The organism is Nocardiopsis sp. RV163 (genome assembly GCF_001029525.1).
GTDB lineage: Bacteria > Actinomycetota > Actinomycetes > Streptosporangiales > Streptosporangiaceae > Nocardiopsis > Nocardiopsis dassonvillei.
In genome coordinates this window covers 1-22,643 of the sequence record NZ_LEKI01000096.1, presented here as the reverse complement: position 1 = coordinate 22,643, position 22,643 = coordinate 1, and the positions used below count along the sequence as shown (strand labels likewise).

General features: G+C 72.5%; 17 protein-coding genes. 4 read left to right on the top strand and 13 right to left on the bottom strand.

What is annotated here, in order from left to right:
- Window positions 1-45: 45 nt before the first annotated feature.
- The 5 genes from ABD54_RS17070 to ABD54_RS17050 all read right to left on the bottom strand — a co-directional run bounded on the left by ABD54_RS17070 (window position 46) and on the right by ABD54_RS17050 (window position 5,861).
- A complete protein-coding gene (locus ABD54_RS17070; RefSeq protein WP_047870496.1) occupies window positions 46-2,154 on the bottom strand; it encodes a prolyl oligopeptidase family serine peptidase in 2,109 nt (702 codons plus the stop codon).
- A gap of 178 nt (window positions 2,155-2,332) precedes the next feature.
- The gene (locus tag ABD54_RS17065; protein WP_047870495.1) at window positions 2,333-3,472 is read right to left on the bottom strand and encodes an amino acid ABC transporter permease; all 1,140 of its coding nucleotides are present in this window, start codon (window positions 3,470-3,472) and stop codon (window positions 2,333-2,335) included.
- Window positions 3,469-4,143: an amino acid ABC transporter permease gene (locus tag ABD54_RS17060; RefSeq protein ID WP_047870494.1), complete on the bottom strand. Its 675-nt coding sequence runs from the start codon at window positions 4,141-4,143 to the stop codon at window positions 3,469-3,471. The genes ABD54_RS17065 and ABD54_RS17060 overlap by 4 nt, the downstream gene beginning before the upstream one ends.
- A 78-nt stretch (window positions 4,144-4,221) precedes the next feature.
- On the bottom strand, window positions 4,222-5,073 hold the full coding sequence (locus ABD54_RS17055; RefSeq protein ID WP_047870493.1) for a glutamate ABC transporter substrate-binding protein: 852 nt from the start codon (window positions 5,071-5,073) through the stop codon (window positions 4,222-4,224).
- 44 nt (window positions 5,074-5,117) lie between these two features.
- Complete coding sequence (locus tag ABD54_RS17050) at window positions 5,118-5,861, bottom strand: amino acid ABC transporter ATP-binding protein (protein ID WP_026114893.1); 744 nt, start codon at window positions 5,859-5,861, stop codon at window positions 5,118-5,120.
- Window positions 5,862-6,175: 314 nt separating this feature from the next.
- On the opposite strand from ABD54_RS17050, the gene miaB reads away from it, so the two are divergent.
- A complete protein-coding gene (gene miaB, locus ABD54_RS17045) occupies window positions 6,176-7,642 on the top strand; it encodes a tRNA (N6-isopentenyl adenosine(37)-C2)-methylthiotransferase MiaB (protein WP_268778190.1) in 1,467 nt (488 codons plus the stop codon).
- A gap of 133 nt (window positions 7,643-7,775) precedes the next feature.
- Here miaB and ABD54_RS17040 read toward each other — a convergent pair whose 3' ends face one another.
- From ABD54_RS17040 to miaA, 3 genes are all read right to left on the bottom strand, one after another.
- Window positions 7,776-9,041: a cytochrome P450 gene (locus tag ABD54_RS17040; RefSeq protein WP_047870491.1), complete on the bottom strand. Its 1,266-nt coding sequence runs from the start codon at window positions 9,039-9,041 to the stop codon at window positions 7,776-7,778.
- A 17-nt stretch (window positions 9,042-9,058) separates the two neighbouring features.
- Complete coding sequence (locus ABD54_RS17035; RefSeq protein ID WP_047870490.1) at window positions 9,059-9,844, bottom strand: TetR/AcrR family transcriptional regulator; 786 nt, start codon at window positions 9,842-9,844, stop codon at window positions 9,059-9,061.
- Window positions 9,845-10,066: 222 nt separating this feature from the next.
- The gene (gene miaA, locus ABD54_RS17030; RefSeq protein WP_047870489.1) at window positions 10,067-11,059 is read right to left on the bottom strand and encodes a tRNA (adenosine(37)-N6)-dimethylallyltransferase MiaA; all 993 of its coding nucleotides are present in this window, start codon (window positions 11,057-11,059) and stop codon (window positions 10,067-10,069) included.
- 76 nt (window positions 11,060-11,135) lie between these two features.
- On the opposite strand from miaA, the gene dapF reads away from it, so the two are divergent.
- A complete protein-coding gene (dapF, locus tag ABD54_RS17025; RefSeq protein ID WP_082166864.1) occupies window positions 11,136-11,960 on the top strand; it encodes a diaminopimelate epimerase in 825 nt (274 codons plus the stop codon).
- Between the two features lie 169 nt (window positions 11,961-12,129).
- Here dapF and ABD54_RS17020 read toward each other — a convergent pair whose 3' ends face one another.
- The 4 genes from ABD54_RS17020 to aceB all read right to left on the bottom strand — a co-directional run bounded on the left by ABD54_RS17020 (window position 12,130) and on the right by aceB (window position 17,948).
- Window positions 12,130-13,452 carry a (Fe-S)-binding protein gene (locus ABD54_RS17020; protein ID WP_047870488.1) on the bottom strand — a complete coding sequence of 441 codons (1,323 nt, stop codon included), beginning with the start codon at window positions 13,450-13,452 and terminating at the stop codon, window positions 12,130-12,132.
- Between the two features lie 27 nt (window positions 13,453-13,479).
- Window positions 13,480-14,679 (bottom strand): FAD-binding oxidoreductase, encoded by a 1,200-nt coding sequence (locus tag ABD54_RS17015; RefSeq protein ID WP_047870487.1) that lies wholly within the window; start codon window positions 14,677-14,679, stop codon window positions 13,480-13,482.
- Between the two features lie 35 nt (window positions 14,680-14,714).
- Window positions 14,715-16,196 carry an FAD-linked oxidase C-terminal domain-containing protein gene (locus ABD54_RS17010; RefSeq protein ID WP_047870486.1) on the bottom strand — a complete coding sequence of 494 codons (1,482 nt, stop codon included), beginning with the start codon at window positions 16,194-16,196 and terminating at the stop codon, window positions 14,715-14,717.
- Between the two features lie 147 nt (window positions 16,197-16,343).
- A complete protein-coding gene (aceB, locus tag ABD54_RS17005; RefSeq protein ID WP_047870485.1) occupies window positions 16,344-17,948 on the bottom strand; it encodes a malate synthase A in 1,605 nt (534 codons plus the stop codon).
- A gap of 335 nt (window positions 17,949-18,283) precedes the next feature.
- Between aceB and hflX the strand changes: the two genes are divergently transcribed.
- Both hflX and ABD54_RS16995 read left to right on the top strand, forming a co-directional pair.
- Entirely contained in the window at window positions 18,284-19,822 is a 1,539-nt protein-coding gene (gene hflX / locus ABD54_RS17000; protein ID WP_047870484.1) for a GTPase HflX, read from the top strand.
- Between the two features lie 446 nt (window positions 19,823-20,268).
- Window positions 20,269-21,477 carry an amidohydrolase family protein gene (locus tag ABD54_RS16995; RefSeq protein WP_047870483.1) on the top strand — a complete coding sequence of 403 codons (1,209 nt, stop codon included), beginning with the start codon at window positions 20,269-20,271 and terminating at the stop codon, window positions 21,475-21,477.
- Between the two features lie 42 nt (window positions 21,478-21,519).
- On the opposite strand, the gene holA is transcribed toward ABD54_RS16995, so the two are convergent.
- Window positions 21,520-22,482 carry a DNA polymerase III subunit delta gene (gene holA, locus ABD54_RS16990; protein WP_047870482.1) on the bottom strand — a complete coding sequence of 321 codons (963 nt, stop codon included), beginning with the start codon at window positions 22,480-22,482 and terminating at the stop codon, window positions 21,520-21,522.
- Between the last annotated feature and the right edge of the window lie 161 nt (window positions 22,483-22,643).

The window sequence follows — 22,643 nt, the reverse complement described above, 5'->3', positions numbered from 1 at the left end:
GTCCCCACGACCGGCGAAGGACACCACCGCCCCGTTTCCGAGGGGTCAGTCGCCGGCGGCGGCCCCAGCGGGACTCGGGGACCCGCCGTCCCGGGGGTCCCGCGCGAGCGCGTCGGCGGTGTCCTCCGCGCTCGGGGCGTTCCCGGCGTCCTCGGGCTCCCCGGCGACCTCGGCGTCCGGTTCCGCGCCGCCGCCGGTCTCCGGCGGAACGGTCACCAGCTCCAGCGGCGCCACGTCGGCCTCGAAACCGAACACCCGCGCGTAGAAGGCCAGCTCCGACTCCAGGGAGCGCATCCGCGCGTCCTGCCCGGTGAACCCGTGCCCCTCGCCCTCGAACTCCACCAGCGCGTAAGGGGCCCCGCGCCGCCCCAGCGCCGTCGCCATCGCCGTGGCCTGGTCCGGGGTCACGACCCTGTCCTCCAGGCCCTGCACCAGCAGCACCGGCACGTCGATCTCCCCGGCGCGGTTGACCGGAGAACGCTCCCGGTACCGCTCCACGAACCCCGGCAGAGTCCCCACCAGCGAGTCCAGGAACCGCGACTCGAAGTCGTGCGTGGTCTGGCTGAACCCCAGCAGGTCGGTGACCCCGAAGAGGGACACCCCGCACGCGAACGTGTCCCCGGTCAGCGCCATCAGCGCCGTGTACCCGCCCGCGCTCGGACCGCGGATCGCCAGCCTCCGGGGATCGGCCACCCCCTGTTCCACCAGGGCCCGGGCCGCGGCCACGCAGTCCTCCACGTCCACCACGCCCCACTCCTTGTGCAGGCGCTTGCGGTACGGGCGCCCGAACCCCGTCGAGCCGCCGTAGTTGACGTCCACCACACCGATCCCCCGGCTGGTGAAGTAGGCCTTGGCCAGGTCGAACTCCAGAGTGCTGACCGACACCGGGCCGCCGTGCGCCCACACCACGTACGGCGCGGGGCCGTCCGCGGACGCGTCGGGGTTGGTCGGCGGGTAGACGTTCGCGTGCACCGTCGCCCCGTAGCGGCCCGGCAGCGTCTCCTGGCGGGGCACGGGCAGGTAGGCGGTGTCCGGCAGCTCCTCGGCGGCCCGGCGCAGCACCTCCACGGCCCCCGAGGCCGGGTCCAGCCGCACCAGGCACGGCGGCTCGGTCGGCGAGGAGGCCACCGCCACCACGGTGCGCCCGTCGGTGTCCAGCATCGACCACGTGGTCAGGCCGGTCGCCACCGGCGTCAGATCCAGGGTGTCGGGGTCGTACACGCTCGGGGTCAGGTCGGCGTGCCCGTGCAGCGCCACCACCCGGCGCGAGTCCAGCACGCAGAACGACCGGTTGCCCAGGCGTCCGGGGGAGGCGTGGAACTCCTCCTCGGCCGGGTACAGCGCCAGCGCCTGCCCGGTCATCCCCGCCTGGTACAGGTTCCACCAGCCCGGCCAGTCCGAGGCCACGTACAGCGTCGCGTCGTCGGCCCAGGCCGGGGAGACCACCGACTCGTCCACCCCGCCCTTGAGGGTGTACTCGCCGGTCAGCCCGGTCTCGCCCAGGGCGCCCACCCTCAGTTCGCTGCCGTCCCAGGGCATCCTGGGGTGGTTCCACCGCACGTAGGCCAGGTGGACGCCGTCCGGCGACGGGGTGGGGGAGGCGTAGAAGTCCGCGCCCGAGACCAGTTCGCGCACGGCGGAGGGGTCCTGGGCGCCCCGGCCCGACAGCGGCACCGACACGATCGAACGGCGGACGGCCCCCTCCGCGTGCCTCTCGCGCACGCACAGCACGGCGCGTCCGTCCGCGCTCAGCGCGGGGTCGGCGTAGCGCGAGGCGCCGTCGTCGGGTGTCAGCGGCACCGGTTCCCAGGAGCCGCGTTCCAGCAGGTAGAGGCGCTGATCGGAGGAGTGGGAGAACACCACGCCCATGCGGGTGATGGCCTTGTCGTCGCGGCGCGGGACCGGCAGGTAGGCGCGCCCGCCGTACTCGTGCACCCGGGTCCCCGCGCTCCAGGGCGCGGGCAGCAGCTCGGTCACCGTTCCGTCGGCGTCGCGCCGCATGAGGGTGGTCCGCCCCTCCTCGGGGCGACCCTCCTCCCACCAGACCTCCGCGCCCGCGACGGACGGGAACGCCATCCGCCGCACTCCTCGGGCGACGACACCGGCGCTGATGGGCGATGGCCAGGAGCCGTAGGGGCTCGACAGTTCAGACATGTCCGCTCAGGGTGGGTCGAGGATTCGATGCGATGACATGTCGACCTTAGTCCTCGTTCGCCCGCTTGTGCAGTCCCGAAGGGCCCTCCGCGCGCCGCCCTCCGAGGGGCCGCGACGACGACGGCCCCGCACGCGCCGAGGGGCGCGCACGGGGCCGTTCCGGCCGTGGAGAAGGGGGTCAGTCCTTCCGGCCCCCCTCGCCGTCCGCGTCGTCGCCGTCGTCGGACTCCGCCGGGCGGGACTCGTCCAGGGTGTCGGGCAGCGGCTCCTGCACGGTGGGCTCCACCGCCACGGAGCCGGCGGGGCCGCTGACCTTGGCGGCGCCGTCACCGAAGCCGCCGCCGGTGTCCGTGGGTGGTACCGGGGCGTCATCGCCGCCCGCGGGCTTGGCCGAGGGCCTGCCTCGGCGGGCGTTGCGCCGCTCCAGCCAGATCGCGACCCGGCTCAGCGAGAGGTTGATGGCGATGTAGATGGCCGCGCAGATGATCGCGGCCGGGATCACGTTGCTCTCGCGCGTGGCCAGCAGGGTGAAGCTGCGCAGCATCTCGGGGAAGGCGATGATGTAGCCCAGCGCGGAGTCCTTGAGCAGGACCACGAGCTGCGCCACGATCGCGGGCATCATCGCGGTGATCGCCTGCGGGATGAGGATCACCCGCATGTTCTGGCCCCGGGTCATCCCGATGGCCTGGGCGGCCTCGGACTGGCCCTTGGGCACCGCGAGGACCCCCGCGCGGAAGACCTCCGCCAGCACGGAGCCGTTGTACAGGGTCAGGCCCGTGACGACGGCGGCCAGCGCCGAGACCTGGAAGGTGCCCGCGGGGATGTCGAACACCTGGTAGGCCACGATGGGCAGCGCCATCGTGAAGAAGATCAGCATCAGCAGGGGGATGCCGCGGAAGAACTCCACCACGGCCCCGGCCGGAACGCGGATCCACCATTTGTCGGACAGGCGGCCGACGCCGAACACCAGGCCGAAGACGATAGCCAGGACCGAGGCGGTCAGCGCCGCGGTCAGCGTGTTCTGCAGACCCGGGACGACGTAGTCGGTCCAGGTGTCGGGTCGCAGGAACGGCTCCCACTTGTCCGGGGCCCACTCGCCCGCGGGGTTGACCGCCCAGGTCGCCGGTTCGCCCAGCAGCCCCCAGGTGAGCGGGTTGAACAGCGAGAACCCGGTGTCGCGCAGGGTGCCGTTGAACCCCAGGTACAGGATGGTCAGGCCGACCAGGGCCAGGAACACGGTGACGACCGTGTAGAGGGCGTTGCGCCTGCGGGCCTTGGGGCCGGGGGCGTCGAAGAGGACGGAGCTCTGCGCGCTCATCGGACCACCGCCACGCGCCTGGAGAGCCAGCCGAAGAAGTAGCCCGTCGGCAGGGTCAGGATCAGGAAGCCGATCGCGAAGCCGACGAAGGTCGGCAGGACCGGAGCGATGCCCTGGTCGAACATGAGCTTCATCTCCCTGGACGCCTCCTGAACGCCCAGCCCCGCGACGGAGGCGACGGTCGTGTTCTTGATCAGCGCGATGAGCACGCTGCCCAGCGGGCCGACGACGGTGCGCAGCGCCTGCGGGATGACGATCATCCGCAGGTTCTGGGTGAAGGTCAGGCCCAGCGAGCGGGCCGCCTCCACCTGGCCGAGGGGGATCGTGTTGATCCCCGCGCGCAGCGACTCCGAGACGAAGCAGGCGGTGTAGCCGGACAGGCCGATGACGGCCCACCAGAACACGTCCCACGCGACGCTGCCGGCCAGGGCGATTCCCAGGGCGCTGTTCAGGCCCAGACCGCAGAAGAGCAGGACCAGGGTCAGGGGCGTGCTGCGGATGCCCTCGACGTAGGCGGTGGCTATGCCGCGCAGGAGCGGGACGGGGGAGACCCGCATGGCCGTGAGCAGGACGCCCAGGACGAAGGAGAAGAGGGCGCTGAGGAGGGTGAGCCGGACGGTCCATGAGAAACCGTCGACAACCCTGTCGATATTGCTGAGAAAGGCTTCCATGGGTCCCAGCTGGTCAAGGGCCGGGCGGCGGGGCCGGGGACGGCCCCGCCGCGGGGCGCGCGGTCGGGGAAGTGGAGCCTACTGGCAGGCGTCGACCTCGGGAGCGGCCTCCTCGTAGGCGAAGTCGGTCTCGCCGAAGGCGGTCTCCAGGGCCTCGGTCGTGTAGCCCTCGTCCCACATCTTCTGGATGGCGGCGTTGACCTCCTCGCACCGCTCCGTGGAGCCGGCCGGCAGGCCCACGCCGTAGCGCTCCTCGCCGAAGGGGTTGTTGACCACCCGGTAGGTGCCGGGGTCCTGCGCGGCGAAGCCCGCGAGGATGGTGTTGTCCGTGGTCACCGCGTCGACGGTGCCGTTGCCCAGCAGGGACAGGCACTCGGAGTAGTTGCCCGCCTCGCGCAGCTCGGCGTCGATGCCCATGTCGTCGACGATGTTGTTGGCCGAGCGGGAGCCGGAGGCCGAGCACAGGACCTTGCCCGCCAGGTCCTCGGGGCCCTGGATGTCCTCGTTGTCGGCCTGGACCAGGATGTCCTGCTGCGCGACGTAGTACGGTCCGGCGAAGTCGACGACCTGGCGGCGCTCGTCGGTGATCGAGTAGGTGGCGATCACCATGTCGACGGTGCCCTGCTGGAGGAAGGACTCACGGTTGGCGGAGGCGGCCTCGGTCCACTCGATCTGCTCGGGCTCGTAGCCCAGCTCGCCGGCGATGTAGGTGGCCACGTCCACGTCGAAGCCGACGGGGGCGTCGCCCTCCAGCAGGCCCAGGCCGGGCTGGTCGTACTTGACGCCGATGGTGATGGTGTCGCCGCCACCCTCGCCGCCGCCTTCGCCGTCACCGCTGCCGCCGCCGACGTCGGCGGTGCCACAGGCGCTGAGGGCGAAGGCCAGGGCCGCGGTGCCGCCCAGGATGGTGCTGATGCGACGGACTCGCATGTGGGGTACCTCTTCCTTGCTTCGTGCGAAGAACGCGGGGAAACCTAGTGGGTCAGGATCTTGGACAGGAAGTCCTGGGCGCGCTCGGACCGGGGGTTGGTGAAGAACTCGTCGGGGGTGTTCTCCTCGACGATCTGTCCGTCGGCCATGAAGACGACCCGGTTGGCCGCGCGGCGCGCGAAGCCCATCTCGTGGGTGACCACGACCATCGTCATGCCCTCGGAGGCGAGATCGGTCATGACGTCGAGGACCTCCTGGACCATCTCCGGGTCCAGGGCCGAGGTCGGCTCGTCGAAGAGGATCACCTTGGGGTTCATCGCCAGTGCGCGGGCGATCGCCACGCGCTGCTGCTGTCCCCCGGAGAGCTGCGCCGGGTACTTGTTGGCCTGGTTGCCGATCTGGACGCGCTCCAGCAGTTCCATGCCCCGGGCGTCGGCCTCGGCCTTGTTCATGCGCAGGACCTTGGTGGGGCCCAGGGTCACGTTCTGGAGCACGGTCTTGTGGGCGAACAGGTTGAACGACTGGAAGACCATGCCCACGTCGCTGCGGAGCCGGGCCAGACCGCGGCCCTCCGCGGGCAGCGGCTGTCCGTCCAGCGTGATGGTGCCGGCGTCGATCGTCTCCAGGCGGTTGATCGTGCGGCACAGCGTCGACTTGCCGGAACCGGACGGCCCGATGACGACTACCACCTCGCCGGAGTTAACCGTCAGATCGATGTCGCGGAGCACGTGCAGGTCGCCGAAGTGCTTGTTGACGTTCTCCAGCACGACGAGAGGAGTTGAGGTCATGTTGGGGAACCTAATGGGTCCATGTTGCCGTGTCATCACGAAATCGCCGCCCGTCTGCGGAGTAGCAGACTTGTTACGGCGTGATCGGCGAAACTGTTATGTGTTTGGACGGTTAAATGACCGTTTGTCGCTCCGTGTCGCGGTTCCGTTCTCCAGCGTCTCACATCGGCCACTTCCGGACTCGCTCCGCCTCCCCGTCTGCCGCGGCGCCCCGGAGAAGGCCCCGGACGGGGGGTGCGGGTTCCTCCCGGGGTCTCCGCGCGGTCCACGGCACCGGATAGCCTGGTCCCGTGAGCCAGAGTCGTACCTACCAAGTGCGGACCTACGGCTGCCAGATGAACGTCCACGACTCCGAGCGCCTCTCCGGTCTGCTGGAGGACGCTGGGTACGCGCGCGCAGCCGAGGACACCACCGCAGACATCGTCGTCTTCAACACCTGTGCGGTCCGGGAGAACGCCGACAACCGCCTCTACGGCAACCTCGGGCACCTGCGCCCGGTCAAGGACGCCAACCCGGGGATGCAGATCGCCGTCGGCGGCTGCCTGGCGCAGAAGGACCGCGGCGAGATCGTGCGCCGCGCGCCCTGGGTCGACGTCGTGTTCGGCACCCACAACATCGGCTCCCTGCCCGCCCTGCTGGAGCGCTCCCGCGTCCAGCGGGAGGCGCAGGTGGAGATCGCCGAGTCCCTTGAGCACTTCCCTTCCACGCTGCCCAGCCGACGTGAGTCCGCGTACGCGGCGTGGGTGTCGGTCTCAGTGGGCTGCAACAACACCTGCACCTTCTGCATCGTGCCCGCGCTGCGCGGCAAGGAGCAGGACCGCCGCCCCGGAGACGTGCTCGCCGAGGTGCGCGCCCTGGTCGACGAGGGCGTCAGCGAGATCACCCTGCTCGGCCAGAACGTCAACGCCTACGGCAGCGGATTCGGCGACCGGCAGGCCTTCTCCAAGCTGCTGCGCGCCTGCGGCGGGATCGAGGGGCTGGAGCGGGTGCGCTTCACCTCTCCGCACCCGCGCGACTTCACCGACGACGTCATCGAGGCCATGGCCGAGACCCCCAACGTCATGCCGCAGCTGCACATGCCGCTCCAGTCGGGATCGAGCCGGGTCCTCAAGGCCATGCGCCGCTCCTACCGTCAGGAGCGCTTCCTCGGCATCGTGGAGAAGGTGCGCGCCGCCATGCCGCACGCCGCGATCACCACCGACATCATCGTGGGCTTCCCCGGCGAGACCGAGGAGGACTTCCAGGAGACGCTGCACGTGGTCCGCGAGGCGCGGTTCTCGATGGCGTTCACCTTCCAGTACTCCAAGCGCCCCGGGACCCCGGCCGCGACCATGGAGGACCAGGTCCCGCCTGAGGTCGTCAAGGACCGCTACCAGCGCCTGGTCGACCTCCAGGACCAGATCTCCTGGGAGGAGAACCAGAAGCTGGTCGGCGGCGAGGTCGAGCTGCTGGTCGCCGAGGGCGAGGGCAGGAAGGACGGCGAGCACCGCCGACTGTCCGGCCGCGCCCCCGACAACCGCCTGGTGCACTTCGCGGTCGGTGACGGCGACGACCCCCGCCCCGGCGACACTGTGACCGTGGAGGTCACCTACGCCGCCCCGCACCACCTGGTGGCCGACTCCGGCGTGCGCGCCCTGCGGCGCACCCGCGCGGGCGACGCCTGGGCGGCCCGCAACGGCCGACCGGTCCAGGAGAGCGAACCGCGGGTGCTCCTTGGCATGCCCGGGATCGGCGTTCCGGCCGAGGAGCCCGCTCCGGCGGGCGGCTGCTGCGAGATCTGACCCCGGGACCACACCGGCAGCGGCCCCCGGCGCATCGGCGCCGGGGGCCGCTGCCGTCCGCGCGGCCGGGCCGACGGCCGTCCCGCCTTCGCTCCGGCGGGAGCCGCGCGGAGCGGGCGCGCGGGCCGGAGCCTCAGAGCCGGACGGGCAGGCTGTCCAACCTCATCGTGCCCGGCACCCGTCCGGGCAGGGGCTCGCGGCCGGGCGCCGGGGACAGACCGGGGTGGGCGGCCAGCAGGGACCCGACCGCCACCTCGCCCTCCTGGCGGGCCAGGGCCGCGCCCAGGCAGTAGTGGATGCCGTGGCCGAACCCCACGTGCTCCTCGCCGGGCCTGCCCCGGTGGCGTGTGATGTCGAACCGGTGCGGGTCCGGGTGGACCCTCGGGTCGCGGTTGGCGCCCGCCAGGACCGCGATCGCCCGCTCGCCCGCGGCCAGGCGGCCGCACCTGAGTTCGACGTCCTCGGCCGCGTACCGCGCCTTGGAGATCACGGCGGTGCCTCCGTAGCGGAGCATCTCGTGTACGGCGGAGGGCAGCAGCCCGGGGTCCTGCCGCAGCATCTCCCACTGGACCGGGTTGTCGAGCAGGGCCCGCACCCCGTTGCCCAGCAGGTGCGCGGTGGTCTCGTGCCCGGCGATGACGAGGGTGAACACCAGGGTGATCAGCTCGCTCTCGCTCATGCGCCCGCCGTCCTCGTCGCGCGCCCTGACCAGTGCGCCGAGCAGGTCCTCGCTCGGCCGGGCCCGGCGCTCGGCGAGCATTCCCTCGATGTGGCCGATCATCTCGCCGAGTGCGCCGTTCATCAGCTCGGGCCTGGTGGGGTCGAACCGGGACAGTTGGTCGCTCCACGCCCGCCAGGCCCCGCGGTCCTCCTCCGGAACGCCGACCAGGTCGCAGATGACCGCGATCGGCAGCGGGTAGGAGAAGTGCGGCATGAGGTCCACGACCCCGTCCCCGTCGGCGAGGTCGGGCAGCCGCGCGAGCAGGTCGTCGGTGATGCGCTGGACCGAGGGCCGCAGCTCGTTGACCCGGCGCACGGTGAAGGTGCGCGAGACCAGCTTCCGCAGCCGGGTGTGGTCGCCGCCGTCCTTGTCCAGGAGGGACTCGGTCAGGTAGGTGATCAGGTCGGGACGGATGCCCAGCCCCCTGAGCGCGTCGGAGCGGGTGGTGGAGGCCCGACCCCCCGGCACGTTCGCGGGGTCCAGCACGAAGCGCCGGTCACTGAGGATGGTCCGCACGTCCTCGTCGTCGACGAAGAGGACGGCCTCCCGGGTGTCCACGAACAGGGCCGGTGCCGAGCCGCCCGCGGCCCGGACCCGGTCGATCACGGAGAGGGGGTCGGCGGTGAACTCGGGGGAGCGCAGGTCGATCAGTTCGTCGGACGGGGTTACTTCTGTCATTGGCCCTCCTCTGGGGCTCAGGTGGAGCGTGTCGTCTGTTTCTGCCGGGTGATCTCCGAGTGCAGGCGCTCGTCCAGCGCGGAGAAGAGCGCCAGGGCCCTGTCCCGGGCCCGACGGGTGTCCTCCGGGGAGGCGTCCTGTTCCAGGAGCAGACGGATGCTCCTGGCCATGAGTTCGGCGCGCGTGCCGTGGTCGGGCACGCGCATGCCCTGGCCCTCCAGCACCGGGGGTGCGACCAGGTGGCCCATGACCAGGGAGTTGTAGGCGTACAGCTGTTCGTCGGGTGAGCTGTCTCCGCTGAGCAGGCCGTGCTCGCGCAGGATGTCCCAGTAGGTCCGCAGGGCCCTCCGCCGCTCCCGGACGGTGTCGCCGACGAGGGCGGCCGCGTCGCGGGAGAGGTTGCCCAAGGACTCGGTCCCGTTGGCGAACAGCGCGCGGATGGTCGGCGAGTCCAGATGGAACAGGTAGAGGGCGCGCGCGACCTCGCTGGGCCGGACGTTCTCGGGTGAGGCCCGCATGGAGTCCAGGATCCGGCGCAGCACGCCGAGCTGCGCCCGCATGACCACCGTCAGGAGGAGCGCCTCCTTGGTGGAGAAGTGCAGGTAGACGGTTCCCTTGCCGATCTTGGCCCGCCGGGCGACGTCCTCGATGGTGATCTTGCGGTGTCCCCAGGCGACCATCAGCTCCTCCGCCGCGTCCAGGATGCGGTCGGCGCGCAGTTCGCGCTCGCTGGCGGTCGGGGGTGTGGATGGGGCCACGGTGTACTCCTGCGAGTCGAGGGCATGCGAGGTGCTGCTGACCACGCGTGTTGACGCCGATGACCATATCCCCACCTCCCCGCCCCTGACTGTGTGACCAGTTTTCAAAACTGGTCACACAGTCAAAGTAGGCCAACAGAGGGGCGGGGGCAAGGGTTTTCGGGAGGGAAGGCGGAAACGGGCCGTGCGGGACCGACGGCCGGGCCCTTGGCGGGCCCGGCCGTCACGTGCGGGCGGGTGTGCGGCGGACGCGGAACCGCCGGGGGGTCACCGCGCGGAGCGGGGCATCCAGGTCGACACGTCCACCAGGGCCTCGCCCGGCTCGTCCGAGGCGCCCGACAGCGCCCGCTCAACCTGGGCCAGAGCGCGTTCCACGAGGTCGGGGGCGTCGTGGGGAAGCCAGCGCACCCGCGGGTCGCGTCGGAACCACGACTCCTGGCGGCGGGCGAACCGGCGGGTGGCCTGGGCGGTGTCCGCCTTGGCCTCCTCCTCGGACAGTTCGCCGTCCAGTTGGGCGAGCGCCTGTGCGTAACCGAGCGCGCGCGAGGCGGTCCGGCCCTCGCGCAGCCCGAGCTCGTCCAGTTCGCGGACCTCCTCCAGCAGGCCCTGCTCCCACATTCGGTCCACACGGGTGCCGATGCGCTCGTCCAGCTCGGTACGCGGAGCCGTCAGGCCGATCTGCGTGCACGGGTAGAAGGAGGTGTGGTCGGGCAGGTTCGCGGTGAAAGGCTCCCCGGTCAGCTCGATGACCTCCAGGGCGCGCACGATCCGCCGCCCGTTGCCCGGCAGGATGGCGCGGGCCGCCGCGGGGTCGGCCTCGGCCAGGCGGGCGTGCAGGACGCCCGGGCCGACGTCGCCGAGCTCCGCCTCCAGGCGCGAGCGGACCGCCGGGTCGGTGCCGGGGAAGTTCAGATGGTCCAGGACCGCGCGCACGTACAGGCCCGAACCGCCGACCAGGACCGGAATGACGTCATGGTCGGCGCACTGCTCGACGCGGTCACGGGCCATGTCCTGGTAGCTGGCCACGTCAGCGGGCTCGCTGACCTCCCACACGTCGAGCAGGTGGTGGGGGACCCCGCGTTTCTCGGCGTCTGTGAGCTTGGCGGTGCCGATGTCCATGCCTCGGTAGAGCTGCATGGAGTCGGCGTTGATCACCTCGCCCCGGCGCCCCGTGCGCTCCTCCAGCCGCAGGGCCACCTCGACGGCCAGGTCCGACTTGCCCACAGCGGTCGGGCCGACGACCGCGATCACCTTGATCATTCCTCCAGCGTAGTCAGCCCCGGGCCCGGCCGGACCGTCGAGCGGCGGACGGGGGAGGTGGCCGTCCGCGCCTAGGATGGTCGGCATGCGATTCGCCAAGGGCCACGGAACAGAGAACGACTTCGTGATCCTCCCCGACCCCGACGGGGAGCTGGACCTCACGGAGGAGGCCGTCCGCCTGCTGTGCGACCGCCGGGCCGGGATCGGCGCGGACGGCGTCCTGCGGGTGGTGCGCACGCGTGCCCTCGGTGAGGCCCTCGCCCCGGCCGCCCGCACGGCCGAGCGCTCCGAGTGGTTCATGGACTACCGCAACGCCGACGGGAGCGTCGCCGAGATGTGCGGCAACGGTGTGCGGGTCTTCGCCCGCTACCTGCTGCACGCCGGGCTCGTCGAGGGTGACCGCTTCGAGGTGGGCACCCGCGACGGGGCCAAGGAGGTCCACGTGGAGGCCGACGGCGGCATCACCATAGACATGGGCCGGGTGGAGATGCAGGGGACCTCCTCCGCCAAGCTCGCCCGGCAGGTGGTGCACGGTGAGCAGATCTCCGTGGGCAACCCGCACCTGGCCTGCGAGGTGACCGTGCCGGTCGCCGAGGTGGACCTGAGCGAGCTGCCCGTGCTGGACGTGGAGGCCTTCCCCGCCGGGGCCAACGTCGAGGTGTACCGCGAGGCGGCTCCGGGCGTGCTGGAGATGCGCGTGTACGAGCGCGGTTCGGGGGAGACCCGCTCCTGCGGGACCGGGATCGTCGCCGCCGCTGCCGCGGCCACCCCTCGCGGGGAGGGCGCGACCTGGAGGGTGCGGGTCCTGGGGGGCGAGTGCACCGTCTTCCTGGACGCGGACGGCGCGAGGCTGAGCGGACCGGCCGTGATCGTGGCCGAGGGCGAGACGAGCCTGATCTGAGCCCGGGGCCGTGTGTGGGGGCAGACACCCTCGGCCCGCAAAGGCACCGAAGTCCGCACCCTTCCGGGCTGACGTGAGCGCGAACGCCCACCCCCGGCCCCCGCGGGCTGGGGGAGGGGTGAACGCTCACCTCCCTCAGCCCCCGCCGAGGGCCTCCGCCACCGAACACTCAGCGGCGTCCCAGCAATCGCGCTGCGGGCAGTCCCCGCAGGGAGGCGTCCAGCACCCGGGCGGTGTGGGTCACCGCCACCGGCGAGCCCGCGCGGTCCATGGCGGAGGCTATCTGGAGCGAGCACCCCGGGTTCCCCGACACCAGGACGTCTGCGCCGGTGGAGGCCGCGTCCCGCCCCTTGCGGTCGCCGAGCTCGCGGGCGGCCTCGGGCTTGAGCAGGTTGTACACACCCGCCGAGCCGCAGCAGATCTCGCCGTTGGGCAGGTCGGACACGCGCAGCTCCGGAATCCCCGCGAGCAGGGCGCGGGGCGGCCGGGTGACGCCCTGGCCGTGGGAGAGGTGGCACGCGTCGTGGTAGGCCACGTGCAGGGCGAGGGGATGGCGCTCAGCCCGCGGTCCCAGCTCCACCAGGAACTCGGTGAGGTCCGCGACCCGCTCGGCCTGTGCGCGCCCCCGGCGCACCCAGGCCCGGTCCGCGCCCGCCTCGGCCAGGGTGCGGTCGAAGTGCTTCATGCTGGACCCGCACCCGGCCGAGTTGACCACGATCCGGTCCACCCGCTCGCGTTCGAAGACCTCGATCAGGCTCCGGGCGAGGTCGGCCGACTCCTCCATCCGCCCGGCGTGCCCGGACAGGGCCCCGCAGCAGCCCTGGGCGCGGGGGACGACCACGTCGCAGCCCTCCAGGGCCAGCACCCGCGCGGTCGCGGTGTTGACCTCGGGGAAGAACGCGCCCTGCACGCAGCCCACCAGCATGCCCACCCGTGCCCGCGCCCGCCCCACCGCGGGCACCAGCTCCGGCAGGGCGGGCGGGGGAGACGACAGCGGCGGCGAGATGCGCTCCATGGCGGCCAGGGCGGGGGAGATACGCTCCAGCAGCCCCGTGCGCCGCACGAGCGAGGAGACGCCGCTGGCCTGGTAGGCGCGCAGCGGCCCGCGCAGCAGCCCCAGCCTGCGCCGGTACGGGAACAGCGCGAAGATTGCCCCGCGCAGCGCCCGCTCGTCCGCGGGCCGCTCGTGCTCCCTCTCCACCCGGTGCCGGGTGGTGTCGATGAGCGCGTCGTAGGCCACCCCCGAGGGACAGGCGGACACGCACGCCAGACAGCCCAGGCAGTTGTCGAAGTGCCCGACCGCGGCCTCGGTCAGCACGTCCTCGTCGTGCGTCTGCGCCATCAGGTGGATCCGCCCGCGCGGCGAGTCCATCTCCTGGCCCCACAGCACGTGCGTGGGACAGGTGGGCAGGCAGAAACCGCAGTGGACGCAGTCGTTGAGCAGGTCGGAGAACAGCCGGTCGCGCTCGTCCGCGGTCGTCGGGTCGGTCACGGGCCCTCCCAGGGTGTGCGCACGTGTTCAGATGCCTCCCGCGAAGCGCCCGGGGGCCAGGCGGTGTCCGGGATCGAGGGAGTCCTTGACCGCCCGCATCAGCGGCAGCCCGGCGACCTCGCCCCACAGATCCACACCGGCGGCGTGGACGTGCGGTTCCGCGCGCAGCAGGGTCATCGTCCAGCCGGGCACCGAACGCACGCCGTCGAGCACGGCCGCCACCTCCGCGGTCCCGGCGCCCGGCGGGAAGGACGCGTACAGCGCGCCCGCCCGGGCCGAGCCGCTGACACCCGCGCCTGACAGGTCGTGCACCCGCACCGCGGCCCGCACGCTCTCGGCGGGCGGCACCGACACCAGGGCGAGCGTGCCCTCGGCGGGCAGCACGCCCCAGCCCTCGGGCAGGGCGTCGGCCACCTCGGGCTCCGCGCCGGTGGCCGCGGTGATCTCGGCCACCCGCGACCCGACGCCGTCCGGGGTCCCCTCCAGCACCACCCGCAGGCTCGCCGAGGGCCAGTCCAGCTCGACCGCCGCGGGCGTCGCGGTGCACCCGCGCAGTGCCTTCAGCAGGCGCTCGGCGTGTTCGGCGGAGGACGCGGGCAGGGTCAGCACGCGCAGGGCCCGTGGGAGCGGGTGCAGGCGGAACGCCACCGAGGCGATCACGCCCAGGGTGCCCAGGCCGCCGGTGTGCAGCTTGGCCAGGTCGTACCCGGCCACGTTCTTGACCACCCGGCCCCCGCTGCGCGCCACCACGCCGTCGGCGCGCACCACGGTCATCCCGATGACCAGGTCGCGCAGCGCCCCGGTGAGCAGGCGGCGCGGACCGCTCACGCCCGTGGCCACCATCCCGCCCACCGTGCCGCCGGTGCGCACGGGGTCCGCCGACAGCCGCTGCCCGGCGGCGGCCAGCAAGTCGTACAGTTCGGCCACGGGGGTCCCCGCGCCCGCCTCAACCACCAGGTCGCCCGCGATGTGCTCGGTCCACGACAGGTCGGCGGTGTCCACCAGCAGGTCCAACCCGCGGGGGAGGCCGCCCCAGTCCAGGGCCGTGCCCCCGCCGCGCGCGACGACGGTGAGGCCCTCCCCGGCGGCGGACGCCATGACGCGGCCCAGACCCCGGGTGTCGGCGGGACGTGCCACGCGCGCTGGGACGAGGCCGCCCACCGCGTCGGCGCCGGTCCCCTTCCGAGTGGCTCCGCCCCTGGCGTCCGGTCCCTCGGCGAGTGTCACCTGTTCCCTCCCCGTGTCCGCGGTCCGCCCGCGCCTCAGAACTGCTCGGCCCTTCCCGCCTCCACCAGCGGGTGGACCCCCGTGCGCACCCCGGGCCGCTCGCCGCACAGGCGCGGGGTGGGCAGCAGCTTGTCCGGGTTGGCGATCCCGTCCGGGTCCAGGGCCCGGCGGAACAGGTCGAAGGTGGCCAGGTCGTCGGGGCCGTACATGCGCGGCATCTTGCACGCCTTGTCCACGCCCACGCCGTGCTCGCCGGTGATGGAGCCGCCGTGTTCGACGCACAGGTCCAGGATGGCTCCGGAGACCTCCTCGGCCCGCTCCGCCGCGCCCGGTTCCGCGTCGTCGAAGAGCACGAGCGGGTGCAGGTTGCCGTCCCCGGCGTGGAAGACGTTGGCCACGCGTATGCCCGAGGCCGCCGACAGTTCGGTGATGCTCCGCAGCACCTCGGGCAGGGCCGTGCGCGGGACGACGCCGTCCTGGACGATGTAGGCGGGGCTGATCCGGCCGACGGCGGCGAAGGCCGACTTGCGGCCCTTCCAGATCCGGGCGCGCTCGTCGGCGTCGTCGGCGGCGCGGGTCTCGAAGGCTCCCGCCTCCGCGCACAGCCGGTTGATCTCGGCGAGCTGCGCCTCGACCTCCGCGGCGGGCCCGTCCAGCTCCACGACCAGCACGGCCCCGGCACCCGCGGGGTAGTCGCAGGCCACGGCCCTCTCCGCGGCCTCGATGGCCAGCGCGTCCATCATCTCCACGGCCGAGGGCAGCACCCCGGCGGAGATGATGGAGCTGACCGCCCGGCCGCCCGCGTCCATCGAGGTGAACGCCGACAGCAGGGTGACGGTCCGTTCCGGCGACCGGGTGAGGCCGACGGTGATCCGGGTGGCCACGCCCAGGGTGCCCTCGGAGCCGATGAAGGCCCCGATGAGGTCGTAGCCGTGCGCGCCGGGGTTCTTGCCGCCCAGGCTCACCTGCTCGCCGGAGGGGGTGACGATGTCCAGGCCGCGCACGTGGTTGACGGTGAACCCGTACTTGAGGCAGTGGGCGCCGCCGGAGTTCTCTGCGACGTTGCCCCCCACGGAGCACACCTGCTGGCTGGAGGGGTCCGGCGCGTAGTAGTAGCCGTGGGGCGCGGCGGCGCGGGTGACGTCCAGGTTGGCCGCACCGGGTTCGACGACCGCGCACTCGTTCTCGACGTCGACCTCCAGGACGCGGCGCATGCGCGAGGTGACCAGCAGGACGCCCTCGGCGTGGGGGAGCGCGCCCGCGGACAGACCGGTGCCCGCGCCGCGCGGGACGAAGGGCACGCCGTTCTCGGCGCACAGGCGCACGACGGCGGCGACCTGGGCGGCGGTGGTGGGCAGCACCACGACGCCGGGGATGGCGCGGTGGCGGGTCAGCCCGTCGCTCTCGTAGGTCCGGCGCCGGGCGTTGTCGGTGATCACGCCGTCCCCGCCGCAGATCCGGCGCAGCCGCGGGACGAGCCCGGCCACGGCGGCCCGCGCCGTATCGGTCTCCGACATGGGCGCCTCCCGGTTCCACCCGCGCGGACACGGACGGTCCCGCCCGCTCGCGGACGCGACCTCGCAAGGTGAACGTACGACTGCACCCCTCGCGCGGGCAAGGGGTGCAGTGGAATTTGTATTCCGTTTTATGAAATCAGTGTCGGGTCACGGCATGCGCTCGTAGGCGGGCAGGGTCAGGAAGTCGACGTACTCGTCGGCCAGGGCCACCTCGGTGAACAGCTCTCCGGCCTGCTGGTAGAGGTTCTCGTCGAAGTCCGCGCCCAGCTGCTCGCGGATGGCGGCGAGCTCCTCGTCGATGATCCCCCGGACCAGGTCGGCGGTGACCTTGGGGCCGTTGTCGAGCGTGATGTCGTTGTGCAGCCACTGCCAGACCTGGGAGCGGGAGATCTCGGCGGTCGCGGCGTCCTCCATGAGGTTGTGGATGGCCACCGCGCCGTTGCCGCCCATCCACGTCGCCAGGTACTGCAGGGCGACGTTGACGTTGCCGCGCAGGCCCGCGAGGGTGACTCCGCCGGGGGTCCTGTCCACGGCCAGCAGGTCTTCGGCCGAGACCTCCACCTCGGGGCGCTGCTTGTCGATCTGGTTGGGGCGCTCGCCCAGGACGCCGTCGAAGACCTCCATGGCCACCGGGACCAGGCCCGGGTGGGCGACCCAGGAGCCGTCGAAGCCGTCGCCGGACTCGCGGGACTTGTCGTCGCGGACCTTGGCGAAGGCGGTCCTGTTGACCTCCTCGTCCTTGCGGGAGGGGATGAAGGCCGCCATGCCGCCGATGGCGTGGGCGCCTCGCTTGTGGCAGGTCTTGACCAGCAGTTCGGTGTAGGCGCGCATCATCGGCGCGGTCATCGTGACGGCGTTGCGCTCGGGCAGCAGGAACCTGCGGCCGCGTGTGCGGTGCGTCTTGATGATGCTGAACAGGTAGTCCCAGCGGCCCGCGTTGAGGCCCGCGGAGTGCTCGCGAAGCTCGTAGAGGATCTCCTCCATCTCGAACGCGGCCGGGATGGTCTCGATGAGGCAGGTCGCGCGGATGGTGCCGCGCGGGATGCCCAGGCGCTCCTGGGCCAGGACGAAGACGTCGTTCCACAGGCGCGCCTCGAGGTGGCTCTGCATCTTGGGCAGGTAGAAGTAGGGGCCCCTGCCCTTGTCGATCTGGCGCTGGGCGCAGTGGAAGAAGTAGAGGGCGAAGTCCAGCAGGCCGCCGCTGACGCGCTCGCCGTCCACGAGGACGTGCTTCTCGTCCAGGTGCCAGCCGCGCGGGCGGACGACGACGGTGGCGAGCTCGCCGTCCTCCTTCAGGGCGTAGGCCTTGCCCTGGGGGGAGGTGAAGTCGATGGTGCGGTCGAGGGCGTCGCGCAGGTTGAGCTGGCCCCCGATCATGTTCTCCCACAGCGGGGTGTTGGCGTCCTCGAAGTCGGCCAGCCACACCTTGGCGCCGGAGTTGAGCGCGTTGATGGTCATCTTGCGGTCGGTGGGGCCTGTGATCTCCACGCGGCGGTCCGTGATGCCCGGGGCGGGAGGGGCGACCCGCCAGCCGTCGTCCTCACGGATGTGCTTGGTCTCGGGGAGGAAGTCGAGGTCGGCCCCGGCCGAGATCTGCTCCTGCCTGGCCACCCGGGCCCGGAGGAGCTCCTGGCGGCGCGCCTCGAAGGCGCGGTGCAGCTCGGCGACGAGGGAGAGGGCGTCCTCGGTGAGGATCTCGTCGAACCGTTCGTGGAGGGGGCCGGTGATCTCGACCCCGTGCGTGGCGCCCATGAAAAACCTTCCGCAATACGAAATACGCTTTTGGTATGTGGAAAACGAAGCTACCGCCCGGTTCGCGGACGGTCAACGTCGCGCGTGTCTCACTGACCGGGGAGTTTCCCTGGACGGGAAGGTCGTGAAAACTTCTCCCGCGGCGCCGGCGCCGGCGCCCGTCGCCGGGACGGACGCGGCACCGGCTCGGATCCCATGGAGTGTCGTGCCCGCCGTGCCCTGCGATAATTCAGGTGCCCTCGTGGAGGCGAGATGCCACCATCGACAGGGCACCCGCCACCGCCCGGTCGCGGGAAGAATCGGGGCGGCGGCCACGTTGACCCACCTGGAGGGATATGAATACAGCTGACACCCGCGGAAGCGTCCACGACGGCCACGAGGCCGAGGACGCGTTCCGCGAGGCGATCACCGTCGGGGACGGGGTCGACGCACACGACGCGTCCCGCGAGGCCGGGGCCACCGGCGGTGACCGCTACGACGACCCGGACAGCGCTCCCGACCAGGGCGAGATGGAACTCGCCGAGCGCCACGCGCTGCGCCGGGTTCCGGGACTGTCCACCGAACTCACCGACGTCACCGAGGTCGAGTACCGCTCCCTGAGGCTGGAGCGCGTCATCCTCATCGGCGTGTGGACCAGCGGCTCGCAGGCCGACGCGGACAACTCGCTCACCGAGCTCGCCGCCCTGTCCGAGACCGCGGGCGCGCTCGTGCTGGAGGGGGTCACCCAGCGCCGCTCCAAGCCCGACCCCGCTACCTACGTCGGCAAGGGCAAGGCCGCCGAACTGCGCGACGTCGTGGAGGCCACCGGCGCCGACACCGTGATCTGCGACGGGGAGCTCACGCCCGGCCAGCTGCGCCAGCTTGAGGACGTGGTCAAGGTCAAGGTGATCGACCGCACGGCCCTGATCCTGGACATCTTCGCCCAGCACGCGCGCAGCAGCGAGGGCAAGGCCCAAGTCGAGCTCGCCCAGCTCAGCTACCTGCTCCCGCGACTGCGCGGCTGGGGCGACGCCCTGTCCCGTCAGGCGGGCGGCTCCGGCGGCGGTGGCGCGGGCGGCGGCGTCGGACTGCGCGGCCCGGGTGAGACCAAGATCGAGACCGACCGCCGGCGCATCAACGACAAGATGGCCAAGCTGCGCCGTCAGCTCGCCCACATGCGCACCGCACGCGACGTCAAGCGCGACGTCCGGCGCACCCGCTCGGTGCCGTCCGTGGCCATCGCCGGGTACACCAACGCGGGCAAGTCCAGCCTGCTCAACCGGCTGACCGGCGCCGGGGTCCTGGTAGAGAACGCCCTGTTCGCCACCCTGGACCCGACCGTGCGCCAGGCCCGCACGCCCGACGGCCGCGGGTTCACGCTCAGCGACACCGTCGGCTTCGTCCGGCACCTGCCGCACCAGCTCGTGGAGGCCTTCCGCTCCACCCTGGAGGAGGTCTCCGACTCCGACCTGGTCCTGCACGTGGTCGACGGGTCCCACCCCGACCCGGAGAGCCAGATCAGCGCGGTGCGGCACGTCTTCGCCGACATCGACGCGGGTGACGTGCCCGAGCTCATCGTGGTCAACAAGGTGGACGCCGCCGACCCCGACGTGCTCAAGGCGCTGCGCACCCGCTACCCGGACATGGTCGAGGTGTCGGCCCGTACCGGCGAGGGAGTCCCCGCGCTGGTGGACGCGGTCGCCGCGGCTCTGCCCGAGTTGGCGCACGAGGTCCGGGCGCTCGTCCCGTACTCGCGGGGCGACCTCATCGCCCGGATCCACGAGGAGGGGCGCATCCTCAGCGAGGAGCACACCGCCGAGGGCACGGCGATCCACGCCTTCGTGCCGGCCCTGCTCGCGGGCAGGCTCGACGAGTACACGCCCAGCACGGCCTGAGGCACGCGCGGTCCGCCGCGCACGGCCGGGGAGCCCCGCTCACGGGGAGCCCCGGCCCCGCCGTGTCCGGGGGCGGGCCCCGGCGGCGCACGGACGCGCCCCCGTCCGGCCGTCGCACGCGAACACCCAGATCACCGGGGCCGCCGATGGCACCGGTCACCCGGTGTCCCCGCGGCCTTTGTTGGGCGACCGTCCTATTGGTCCTTCCGGGGAGGTGTACACGGAGTCCGCGGATGGACTACGGTTTTGGAGCACTGGCCGCCAGCGGCCGCTGACCCGCGGCAGCCGCCCCCTGTGCCACCGTCACGGCGCCGTGGCGGCCGCACAACGCCCCACCGGCTCCGTCGGACCGCTCCAGATACGAGGTCGCCATGCCCGCCCGTGTATCCCACGACCGTGTCCCGCAGCCGCACCGATCGACCTGACCGGCGAGGGCGGACGACCCCATGACGGCGGTACTCCTCAGCAACATCGGTCGGCTGTGGACTGGGAGCGAGCTGATCACCAAGGCCGCGCTCCTGATGGACGACGACCGGGTGGCCTGGGTCGGGCCCGCCGCCGAGCTCCCCCAGAGCGTGCCGGGCGTGGTGGACGACCTCACCGACGTCGACGACGTCGTCAACATCGGCGGCGGCATGATCACCCCCGGGCTGATCGACGCCCACTGCCACCCGGTGTACGCGGGGGACCGCTACGCCGAGGTCAACATGTGGGCCAAAGGCGCTTCCAAGGGGGACATCTTCGCGGCCGGGGGCGGTGTCTCCACCACCGTCACCATCACCCGAGGTACCGACCCCTGGACCCTGTGCAACGCGGTTCGCGAGCGGCTCCGGCACTGGGTGCTGACCGGCACCACCACCGTGGAGGCCAAGACCGGCTACCACCTGACCAGGGACGGCGAACTGGCCGACGTGCGTCTGCTGCGCTCCCTGGAGGAGGAACCGGGCATGCCGCGCCTGCACGTCACCTTCTTCCCCGCGCACGGGGTGCCGCCCGAGTTCTTCGGCAGACCCGGGGAGTACGCGTCCACCGCCGCCTCCTGGCTCAGCGACGCCGCGCTGGCCGGTGCCGACGGTGTGGACGTGTACTGCGACAACCAGCAGTTCACCACCGAGGACGCCCGCATGCTGCTGGGGGCGGGCCAGTCCGCGGGACTGCGCACCACCCTGCACGCCTGCTCGCGCCCCCGGCACGGCGCCGTGCGCATGGCCGCCGAGATGGGCTGCTCCTCAGTGGACCTGCTGCACGAGACCGACGAGCAGGACGTCCTGGCGCTGGCGGCCACCCGCACGCCTGTGGTGGCCTGCCCGACGACCTCGCTGCACGAGCGCCGCACCCCGCCGGTGCGGTCGCTGCTCGACCACGGCGTGCCCATCGGGCTGGGCACCGACCACAACCCCGGCCAGTCGGGCACGATGTCGATGCCCCTGGTGATCTCGCTGGCCATCTCCATGTTCGAGATGACCGTGCAGGAGGCCCTGCACGCCGCCACGATGGGCAGCGCACGCGCCCTGGGTCTGACCGACCGGGGCGTGCTCGCGCCCGGCAGCCTGGCCGACCTCGTCCAGTGGGACGCCGACCACGAGGGCGCCTTCGCCTGGTCGATGGGTCTCAACACCCTGCGGGTGTGGCAGGGCGGCAGGACCATCCGCTGAGGCGGCGCCTCCGACGCCCGAAGCGGCCCTTCGAACCCGACGCTAACGCCTGCCGCGGGCCCGGGCGATCTCGATGACCGCCCGCTCCAGCGCGTACTCGGGGTCGCGTCCGGCGCCCTTTATGAGCGCGTCGGTCTCGGCGACCACCGCCATGGCGCGGGTGACCCCCGCCGGGCTCCACCCCCGCGCCTGTTGGCGCAGGGTCCGCAGCTTCCACGGCGGGACCTTGGCGCGCTTGGCCAGGTCCGCCTCGGACATGCCGCGCGGCGGCTGGGCGGCCACGGCGATACCGCGCACCGCACCGGCCAGAGCGCTGTTGATCAGCACCGGGGCGGTGCCCACCGCCAGCGACCAGCGCAACTGCTCCAGCGCCTCGGGCAGGCGCCCCTCCACAGTGCGGTCGGCCACGGTGAACCCCGAGGCCTCCGCCTTGCCTGAGTGGTACCTGGCCACCGCTGCGGCGTCCACCCGGCCCTCGGTGTCGGCGATCAGCTGGGTGCAGGCCGCCGCGATCTCGCGCAGCTCACTGCCGACCGCGTCCACCAGCGCCTGCGCGGCGTCGGCGGTGATCTGGCGTCCCGCCTGGGAGAACTCGCCCTTGACGAAGGCCACCCGCTCGGCGGGTCTGCCCGGACCCTTGCAGTCCACTCGGTGGGCGCCCGCCTTGACCGCGGCTTGGAGCAGGGCCTTGCCCTTGTTGCCGCCGGAGTGGGTGAGCACGAGGTTGACGTCGTCGGCCGGGTCCCCGAGGTAGTCGGTGACGGTCGCCGCCAGGTCCTTGGTCAGGTCCTGGGACGAGCGCAGCACCACCACCCGCCGATCGCCGAACAGCGAGGGCGAGGTCACCTCGACGAGCGTGGACATCCCCACCTGGGCGGGCAGCAGGTCGTGGACGTCCACGCCGGGGTCGGCCTCGCGGACCGCCGCGACGACGGAGGCGACGGCCCGGTCGACGAGGAGTTCCTCGTCCCCGACGATGATCGTTAGCAGGGCGGGTGCAGGCATACACAGAGGATGCCACGCCCCACCGACCAGCCGGACTCCCGTCGCGCGCCCGGCGGGCACGCGCCCGTCGCATGGTCGGCGGGCGCACTCCCGCCCCGTCGCCCGCACCGACCTTGACCGGGGAGCCCCGTACGCGGTGCCTCCCACGCCCCGCCCCTCAC